Source organism: Hydrogenoanaerobacterium sp., from assembly GCF_032017025.1.
In the GTDB taxonomy this organism is placed as follows: domain Bacteria; phylum Bacillota; class Clostridia; order Oscillospirales; family Ruminococcaceae; genus Hydrogenoanaerobacterium.
Map to the genome: position 1 here is coordinate 1 of NZ_DALZQO010000043.1, position 6556 is coordinate 6556.

The 6556-nt window shown below is 45.8% G+C and carries 9 protein-coding genes and 1 riboswitch; all 9 genes read right to left on the reverse strand.

Annotated features, from left to right (window positions below; translation table 11 throughout):
• Window positions 1-98, reverse strand: a riboswitch (NiCo riboswitch). This riboswitch is flagged as partial in the annotation.
• 274 nt (window positions 99-372) lie between these two features.
• The 9 genes from RTV33_RS15455 to RTV33_RS15495 all read right to left on the reverse strand — a co-directional run bounded on the left by RTV33_RS15455 (window position 373) and on the right by RTV33_RS15495 (window position 6372).
• Window positions 373-1248: a methionyl aminopeptidase gene (locus RTV33_RS15455; protein ID WP_026184156.1), complete on the reverse strand. Its 876-nt coding sequence runs from the start codon at window positions 1246-1248 to the stop codon at window positions 373-375.
• Window positions 1249-1297: 49 nt separating this feature from the next.
• On the reverse strand, window positions 1298-1639 hold the full coding sequence (locus RTV33_RS15460) for an AraC family transcriptional regulator (RefSeq protein WP_026184155.1): 342 nt from the start codon (window positions 1637-1639) through the stop codon (window positions 1298-1300).
• Window positions 1640-1935: 296 nt separating this feature from the next.
• The gene (locus RTV33_RS15465) at window positions 1936-2343 is read right to left on the reverse strand and encodes an arsenate reductase ArsC (RefSeq protein WP_018213998.1); all 408 of its coding nucleotides are present in this window, start codon (window positions 2341-2343) and stop codon (window positions 1936-1938) included.
• On the reverse strand, window positions 2340-3386 hold the full coding sequence (arsB, locus tag RTV33_RS15470; RefSeq protein WP_018213997.1) for an ACR3 family arsenite efflux transporter: 1047 nt from the start codon (window positions 3384-3386) through the stop codon (window positions 2340-2342). The genes RTV33_RS15465 and arsB overlap by 4 nt, the downstream gene beginning before the upstream one ends.
• A gap of 4 nt (window positions 3387-3390) precedes the next feature.
• Window positions 3391-3765, reverse strand: a complete 375-nt coding sequence (locus RTV33_RS15475) for a thioredoxin family protein (RefSeq protein WP_312576926.1) — start codon at window positions 3763-3765, stop codon at window positions 3391-3393.
• 94 nt (window positions 3766-3859) lie between these two features.
• Window positions 3860-4102 (reverse strand): hypothetical protein, encoded by a 243-nt coding sequence (locus RTV33_RS15480; RefSeq protein ID WP_020493353.1) that lies wholly within the window; start codon window positions 4100-4102, stop codon window positions 3860-3862.
• A gap of 59 nt (window positions 4103-4161) precedes the next feature.
• Entirely contained in the window at window positions 4162-4935 is a 774-nt protein-coding gene (locus RTV33_RS15485) for a DUF2703 domain-containing protein (protein WP_018213994.1), read from the reverse strand.
• 15 nt (window positions 4936-4950) lie between these two features.
• Window positions 4951-5964 carry a permease gene (locus RTV33_RS15490; RefSeq protein WP_312645762.1) on the reverse strand — a complete coding sequence of 338 codons (1014 nt, stop codon included), beginning with the start codon at window positions 5962-5964 and terminating at the stop codon, window positions 4951-4953.
• Between the two features lie 93 nt (window positions 5965-6057).
• Complete coding sequence (locus RTV33_RS15495; RefSeq protein WP_018213992.1) at window positions 6058-6372, reverse strand: helix-turn-helix transcriptional regulator; 315 nt, start codon at window positions 6370-6372, stop codon at window positions 6058-6060.
• Window positions 6373-6556 lie beyond the last annotated feature (184 nt).

Genomic DNA, 6556 nt, shown 5'->3' on the forward strand with positions numbered 1-6556 from the left:
CCACAGATGTGCTCAAATTGCAATCTGTTGCCGCTCATTGGGCGGCCCGGCCCCATGACCTTTACAAAAAGGTTCATCGCCTGCTCAGTTTGTACTGTTGATCTCGCATTCATGCTGAATGTAATGCAGTGCAAAGAGATTCTATATATTATATGCAGGATTGCAATCATTGTCAACCAGAATATTATAGAAGATGTAAGGAGAATTAAAATGAAAACAAAAATCCGTTCACCGTCTTTATGCAAGGATTGTCTGGACTATTCTTGGCATGTAGTAATAATGAGTAGGTCCAGTTCTGCAAGGAGCTGGGTCTGCTCATTTAGGTTCTCATTATGCTCATAATAAGAAATTCTGGTTATTCCTAACTGTTCATTAATATGCCAACACCTCATAACCAGTTTCGGTTACTAACACCTGTTTTTCCCATTGCGCAGAAGGCTTCCCATCAGCAGTGCGAATAGTCCAATTATCGCATTTATCTGTTACTATATTGGATTTTCCCATATTTATCATAGGCTCTACAGTAAAAACAAGTCCTGGGACTAAGAGCATTCCTGTTCCTTGCTTTGTCACATAACCGACCCAAGGATCTTCATGAAATTGTAGACCAATACCGTGGCCTCCGATTTCTCGAACGACAGAATATCCATTTTCCCTTGCATGGTCTTGAACAGCTTGCCCAACATCACCAAGAAATCCCCACGGTTTTACCTGTTCAATGCCCAGCTCCACACACTCTTTCGCAACATCAACCAGTTTTTGTTTCTCAGCGGAAACAGCACCAATGCAAAACATGCGTGAAGAATCTGAAAAAAATCCGTTATAAATTGTAGACACATCAATATTTACAATATCGCCGTTTCGCAGGAATATACGATCAGAGGGGATACCATGACATACAACATCATTAATTGAGATACACACGCTCTTAGGGTATCCGTCAAAATTGAGTGTTGCTGGAACGCCTCCCAGTTCCTTGGTTTTTTCGAAGATAAGCCGGTCAAGCTCTTCCGTGGTGATTCCATCAACCGCATAATTTGCAATGAAATCCAGTAAAGCGATGTTTCGTTTGCTGCTTTCCCGAATACCTTCAATCTGTTGTTTTGTTTTAAGCAATTTTCGATAAGGCACTTCATATCCCTTTAAGCGGTAGATTTCAATTTGCTCATCAATAGGGCCATGACATTTCTTATATTTTCGACCGCTGCCACACCAGCAGAGATCATTTCTTCCAAACTTGTCAGACATTTTATCTCCTCGCATTTACAAATTCGGAGGGAGCAATACGCCCTATAGACTAAGGTGAGCTAAGAGAAACACCGGAAGTTTTCCGATATTGGCGTGGCGAGCATTGAAACGCTTGTGAAAAAGCTCTTGCAAACGCTTCAGATGACGAGTACCCATATCGAAAAGCAATATCGGTTATTCTGTCATTGGTTATGCAAAGATCATTAGCAGCAGCTTTTAATTTACATTGGGCAAGAAATTGTTTATATGTCATACCCATGTGCTCCCGAAACTTTGTAGAGCAGTAATACGGTGAATAACCAACATATGATGACATATCTTGCAGGCTTGGGCTTTCTGTTATGTTATTTTCTACCCACTTTGCCATTGTTTCTATTGTTTGAACAGACATTTGCTTCACTCCTTTCTCCAGTATATCAATTCTCACAGACAATTACCTGATATAAGTTGCACATATGAGATAAAGTGCTTGCCGATAATCTCCGTAATTTGGCTGCAGCAGGAGTTTACGGATGCCTTTAATTACTGTACAGATTATAAATAATTAGCAATTCAAATACTTGTTAAAAGTTATCGTACCATATGTTGCCGCAAATTTCCACTGTCCTTATGCAAGTATTGACTGGACGATACTGGGGATGTAACGGAGAATAGGAAAACGAGGCTGACAAACGCCAGCCTCGTTCTTTATAGTTTGTTGTCAGCGATTCGCTCTCTCAAATTCTCAATTTTAGAGCGGATTGCTTTTATAGTACGTTCAAAGTCCACATCGCTTTTGCCGGTTGGGTCATCTAACCCCCAATCCTCCCTGTGCATACAGGGCAAAAAAGGACACTGCACATTGCAGCCCATGGTCACCACGATATCCACTGGGGGAATCTCCTCCAGCAGCTTACTGCGCTGAGTTCGCTCCATGTCGATGCCATAAATCTGCTTCATCAGCCGCACAGCATCCTGATTGATTTGCGGCTTTACTTCCGTTCCGGCAGAATAGCTTTCAAAGACATCAGACGCAAGGTACTTGCCCAGTGCTTCGGCAATTTGGCTGCGGCAGGAGTTGTGTACGCAGATAAATGCTACTTTAGGTTTGCTCATACTGGAAACCATCCTTTCGTTTTGTTGGCGATTTTTACAAGCAACAGCATCACCGGCACCTCGGTCAGCACGCCAACTACGGTGGCAAGAGCCGCCGGTGAAGTAGTACCAAACAATGCAATCGCCACAGCGACCGACAGTTCAAAGAAGTTGGACGCGCCAATCATCCCCGCAGGGGCGGCAATATCATGGGGCAGCTTCAGCCATTTGCAAGCAAAATAAGCGATGAAGAAAATAAGGAAAGTTTGCAAAACAAGCGGCACAGCAATGAGTAGAATGTGCAGCGGATTATTCAAAATCACATCACCTTGGAAGGAAAACAGCAATACCAAAGTGAGCAGCAGACCAATGCTGGTGGCATTATCAAATTTATGGACAAAGGTGTTTTCAAAATACTCTGTGCCCTTGCGATTTGTCACCAGCACACGGGTCAGAATACCGCCCGCAAGCGGAATGACTACAAATAAAATGACCGATAAAATCAGCGTGTCCCATGGCACGGACACGTTGGAAACGCCCAGTAGGAATTTCACAATCGGCACAAAGGCAACCAGAATAATCAAATCGTTGGTTGCTACCTGTACTACGGTGTAGGCAGGGTTTCCTTTGGTGAGCGTGCTCCAGACGAACACCATCGCTGTGCAGGGTGCCGCACCCAAGAGTACTGCACCCGCCAGATACTCCTTGGCGAGGTCAGGGGCAATCAAGCCCTTAAAAACCACATAGAAAAATAGCGCGGCGATACCGTACATGGTGAACGGCTTGATGAGCCAGTTTGTCACCCATGTGACGAATAACCCCTTTGGGTTTTTCCCCACATTTTTGACGCTCTGGAAATTCACCTTCATCATCATGGGATAAATCATCACCCAAATGAGGATGGCGACCGGAATAGAAACTCTGGCATACTCAAAACGGCCTAAAAATGCAGGAACGGCAGGTAAAAGTTTACCAATTAAAACACCTGCCGTCATACAGAGAGCAACCCACACGGTCAGGTATTTTTGAAAGAAGCCAATGCTTTGTGATTTTTCCTTTGCCATAAATTTACCCCCGTACTTTTTGCAGGATTTTAACGACCTCGTCCTTTTTTAAAACCTTTCCAAAGGAAACGACCTTGCCGTCCACAACCAATGCAGGAGTTGTCATCACACCGTAAGCAGCGATCTGTGTAAAGTCTGTCACATGGTCAATGGTGGCATCCATGCCAAGCTCTTTGAGCGCTTCCAAGGTAGCCGCTTCCAGTTGATTGCACTTTGCACAGCCCGAGCCAAGCACCTTGACGGATGAACCGCTCACTTTTGCTTTTTCGGCTTCCGCAATCGTTTCTGTATTGCAGTCACCGCCACAGCAGCAACCGGAGTTTTTTGCTTTTGCTTCTTCGTCAGCTTTCTTTGCGGCAATTTCGGAGGGCTTGCACATTTCCCCGCAACCACACTGCACCAATTCTTCCTCTGCATTTTTCTTTTTACCAAAACCAAACAATGCCATAATAAAAACCTCCTTAAATTCATGATTAGAAACCTGAATATAACAAATAGAAACCGATGAGCAGGATCACCGCGCCCATGACGATTTTCAAAATAGCGCTGGCTTTTCCATACTTCTCGCTTTGGGAGAGCTTTTGGGCAAAGCCCATGGAAGGCTCCGCAATCACGGCGAGAATGCCGTGCCCAATGAAATAGAGCAGCAGTAGCAAAACACTCCATACAAGGCTGCCCGCCGTGGCCGCAAGGATACCCAAAACCGTAAAGGTCAATCTCGGCAATGACGGCGAAAATCAAAAGTGGAATAACTGTTTTTATATCCTTTGTTTACTCATCCGCAAGTACCTTCAGGGCAGCAACCGGTCTTCACAGCTTTTCCCTCAAAGAAGTTTTTGAGATTTTCTGGAAGTGAATACTCGCCGCAGTCACAAACGGGCTGCACCATGCCGAGCACAGCTCTTAGAATTCCTTCGGCCAGCATGGCTTTGGGCGGTACTTCATAGGCTTGACCTTTGTATGCAAAGGTACGACAGGTCACATCGGTTCCGCTGATTTCACCACAGCAGCCGCAGGTGTTTTCCGCAACAGGTCCGCAGATATCCTGCCCATTTACACGAATGGTGGGCGACGCAAGGAATCGGTAGTGCTCCGCCAGTTCTTTTGTGGCGATCTGTACCTTTTGAAGCCGCATGGTATATCCGGCAGCCTCCAGAGCGGGCGCGATACTGCCCAAAACTTCTTCCAGTACCGCATCGGCGCCGATACAGCGGTCACAGGTATTGAGATCAAGATAGAGATATTCCACAAGCACAGCCTTGGAGGAATCCTCCTCACAAGCCCCGCCGCGGCAGCAATCTACGCTTTTTTTTGCACTGCATTCGCCGTTTGGCGGTGTCCAGCCAGTATCGTCGCCTACATAGGAGATGGCGCCTGCCGGACACTTGTTGCCGCAGCCGTGGCAACGGTCAATGCAGTTTCCGGGTTGCATCACCACAGGGGACGGGGCTTTTGCTTTGTTATAAACACTGTGGGAGCAAAAATCCACGCAGGTTCCGCATTCAGTGCAAGCAAGATAATCGATGACTGGATACCAGTTTTTAGCCATTTTCTTTCCCTCCCATTAAACCAGTAGATACTGGAAAATATTAAACAGATAGCCAACAATGATAATGCCGATGGTGCAGATGGCAATAAATGTGCCCAACAGCTTCGGCTTTACCGCCTTGCGCAGCATGATGATGGAGGGCAGGGAAAGCGTTGTGACTGCCATCATAAAGGAGAGAACCGTACCAAGCTGCGCGCCTTTGTAGAGCAGCGCTTCGGCCACCGGAATCGTGCCGAAAATGTCAGCGTACATGGGAACGCCAAGCAGAGTTGCCAGCACTACCCCAAAAGGATTATTGCTGCCAAGCACCATCTCAATCCAGCTTTCAGGAATCCAGTTGTGGATGATAGCTCCGATGCCCACGCCAACCAGAATGTACGGCAGAACTTTTTTGAAGGTTGACACCACCTGATCCTTGGCGTAAATGACACGCTCTTTGCGGGTTAAGTCAGGCGATTCAAAATCTACGCCGCTTGCCGAGCGAATGAATTCTTCCACATAGTTTTCCATGTGAAGTTTTTCAATCAGCGTACCGCCAACGACCGCGATAACCAGGCCCACAACGACATAGACGATAGCGACCTTTGTGCCAAAGATGCTCATGAGCAGAACGAGCGACCCGAGGTCTACCATGGGTGAGGAAATCAGAAAGGAAAAAGTCACGCCAAGGGGCAGTCCGGCACTGGTAAATCCAATGAACAGAGGTATGGAGGCGCAAGAGTAAAAAGGCGTTACCGTGCCAAGCAGTGCTGCCATGATATTTGCCCACACGCCGTGAAAGCGGCTCATAATTTTCTTGCTTCGTTCCGGCGGGAAGTAGCTTTGAATGTACGAGATGATGAAAATCAGCACGCAGAGCAGTACGGTGATTTTTAGTACATCATAGATAAAGAATTGAACGCTGCCACCAATTCGTCCTGTTACATCAAGACCGAACAACGAGAGCAGATTACCGATTAGGGCGTTGAGCCATTTCATTCCAAGCACTTGGTCTTGAAAGAACAGCCACGTATTTTGAAGGATCTCCATAGGGTAAGCGCCTCTCTTTCTTAAATTCAATAGTCATATCAAAAAAACTTGATATGTTGTGCCGAATAAAAGCCATCTTCCATCAGATGGCCGTTATTGATTGCAACAACGAGTATCTTCAGCGGTTGCATTGGGGGTGGTAATTGCTTTTAACAGGAGCATGGCCTCGTGGCTGCCCTGTTCACTGATTTTATAATGTGTCCATTTGCCTTCCTGTCTGCTTTCGACAATACCCGATTCACATAAAATCTTCATGTGATAGGACAAGGAGGACTGACCGATTTCCATTTGATCAATGAGCACGCAGGCGCATTTTTCACCGCTGCGCAGCAGTTCCAAAATGGCAAGCCGCTTTTCATCGCAAAATGCCTTAAATACATTAGCGTTCTTCTCCGGAGTAAGCTCCAACGTTTATCACCTCACATCAAATTATCTTGATATGATATAGTATATGCTTCACATCAAAAAATGTCAATATGAAAGGAAGCGCTGTTTATGAAAATTAAAATCCGTTCACCGACCTAATGCAAGGATACTCTGGACTATTCTTGGCATGTAGACAAAGCAAGAGCCGTTGCGTCAAGTAAGATGC